Raw genomic sequence first — 2,500 nt, 5'->3', positions numbered from 1 at the left:
AGGGTGCAAGCGTTGTCCGGAATTATTGGGCGTAAAGAGCTCGTAGGCGGCTTGTCGCGTCTGCTGTGAAAATCCGGGGCTTAACTCCGGACCTGCAGTGGATACGGGCAGGCTTGAGTTCGGTAGGGGAGACTGGAATTCCTGGTGTAGCGGTGAAATGCGCAGATATCAGGAGGAACACCGGTGGCGAAGGCGGGTCTCTGGGCCGATACTGACGCTGAGGAGCGAAAGCGTGGGGAGCGAACAGGATTAGATACCCTGGTAGTCCACGCTGTAAACGTTGGGCGCTAGGTGTGGGTGACTTCCACGTTGTCCGTGCCGTAGCTAACGCATTAAGCGCCCCGCCTGGGGAGTACGGCCGCAAGGCTAAAACTCAAAGGAATTGACGGGGGCCCGCACAAGCGGCGGAGCATGTGGATTAATTCGATGCAACGCGAAGAACCTTACCTGGGCTTGACATGCACTGGAAACCGGCAGAGATGTCGGCCCCCTTGTGGCCGGTGTGCAGGTGGTGCATGGCTGTCGTCAGCTCGTGTCGTGAGATGTTGGGTTAAGTCCCGCAACGAGCGCAACCCTTGTCCTGTGTTGCCAGCGCGTAATGGCGGGGACTCGCGGGAGACTGCCGGGGTCAACTCGGAGGAAGGTGGGGATGACGTCAAGTCATCATGCCCCTTATGTCCAGGGCTTCACACATGCTACAATGGCTGGTACAGAGGGCTGCGATACCGTGAGGTGGAGCGAATCCCTTAAAGCCGGTCTCAGTTCGGATCGCAGTCTGCAACTCGACTGCGTGAAGTCGGAGTCGCTAGTAATCGCAGATCAGCAACGCTGCGGTGAATACGTTCCCGGGCCTTGTACACACCGCCCGTCACGTCATGAAAGTCGGTAACACCCGAAGCCCATGGCCCAACCCGTAAGGGAGGGAGTGGTCGAAGGTGGGACTGGCGATTGGGACGAAGTCGTAACAAGGTAGCCGTACCGGAAGGTGCGGCTGGATCACCTCCTTTCTAAGGAGCACAACACATCCACACTCTTCGGGGTGTGGAGTGGCCAGGCTCAGTACCCGAGTGTGGTGCTGTCTGGTTGCTCAAGGAATTGTGGACGACTGGCCGATGCTCATCATGACGATCGATGGTCTGTCTAGTACTGCCAGCCTTGCTGGTGTGGAACGGGGATCGGAGATCCGAGTGGTGGGTGTTCATTGGTACGCTGTTGGGTCCTGAGGCAACACGGTGTGTTGTTTCTGGGTGTGGTGTTTGAGAATTGCAGAGTGGATGCGAGCATCTTTGTGGTCAAGTTGTTAAGGGCACATGGTGGATGTCTTGGCATCAGGAGCCGATGAAGGACGTGGGAGGCTGCGATAAGCCTCGGGGAGCTGTCAACCGAGCTGTGATCCGAGGGTGTCCGAATGGGGAAACCCAGCACCTGTTATGAGGTGTTACCCATACCTGAATATATAGGGTATGTGGGGGGAACGCGGGGAAGTGAAACATCTCAGTACCCGTAGGAAGAGAAAACACTAGTGATTCCGTGAGTAGTGGCGAGCGAAAGCGGAGGAGGCTAAACCGTGCGCATGTGATACCTGTCAGGGGTTGTGTGTGCGGGGTTGTGGGACCCATCTTCCAGAATCTGACAGTTCTGGCATCGTGCTGCATGGCTAGTGGAACCGCCTGGGATGGTGGACCGGAGTGGGTGAGAGTCCCGTACGCGAAAGCTGTGTTGGTGTGGTGTGGTGGTGTTCCCGAGTAGCAGCGAGCTCGTGGAATTTGCTGTGAATCTGCCGGGACCACTCGGTAAGCCTAAATACTTCCTGGTGACCGATAGCGGACGAGTACCGTGAGGGAAAGATGAAAAGTACCCCGGGAGGGGAGTGAAAGAGTACCTGAAACCGTGTGCCTACAAGCCGTCAGAGCGAACCGTTGTGTTTGTGATGGCGTGCCTTTTGAAGAATGAGCCTGCGAGTTAGTGCTGCGTGGCGAGGTTAACCCGTGTGGGGTAGCCGTAGCGAAAGCGAGTCTGAAGAGGGCGTGTGAGTCGCGTGGTCTAGACCCGAAGCGGAGTGATCTACCCATGGCCAGGCTGAAGCGAGGGTAAGACCTCGTGGAGGGCCGAACCCACCAGGGTTGAAAACCTGGGGGATGAGTTGTGGGTAGGGGTGAAAGGCCAATCAAACTCCGTGATAGCTGGTTCTCCCCGAAATGCATTTAGGTGCAGCGTCGCATGTTTCGTGGTGGGGGTAGAGCTACTGGATGGCCTAGGGGCCTTACCGGGTTACCGAAGTCAACCAAACTCCGAATACCATCACGTGAGAGTGCGGCAGTGAGACGGCGGGGGATAAGCTTCGTCGTCGAGAGGGAAACAGCCCAGAACACCGGCTAAGGCCCCTAAGTGTGTGCTTAGTGGGAAAGGATGTGGGGTCGCCGAGACAACCAGGAGGTTGGCTTAGAAGCAGCCATCCTTGAAAGAGTGCGTAATAGCTCACTGGTCAAGTGGTCCTGCG

General features: G+C 57.0%; 2 rRNA genes. Both read left to right on the top strand.

Annotated features, from left to right (window positions below):
- Positions 1-1,007: ribosomal RNA gene (locus IE290_RS37550) — 16S ribosomal RNA — on the top strand; the annotation flags it as partial.
- A gap of 283 nt (positions 1,008-1,290) precedes the next feature.
- A 23S ribosomal RNA gene (locus IE290_RS37545) occupies positions 1,291-2,500 on the top strand; the annotation flags it as partial.

The organism is Amycolatopsis deserti (genome assembly GCF_014653945.1).
Classification (GTDB): domain Bacteria; phylum Actinomycetota; class Actinomycetes; order Mycobacteriales; family Pseudonocardiaceae; genus Amycolatopsis_E; species Amycolatopsis_E deserti.
This window is presented reverse-complemented; position numbering and strand designations above follow the sequence as displayed.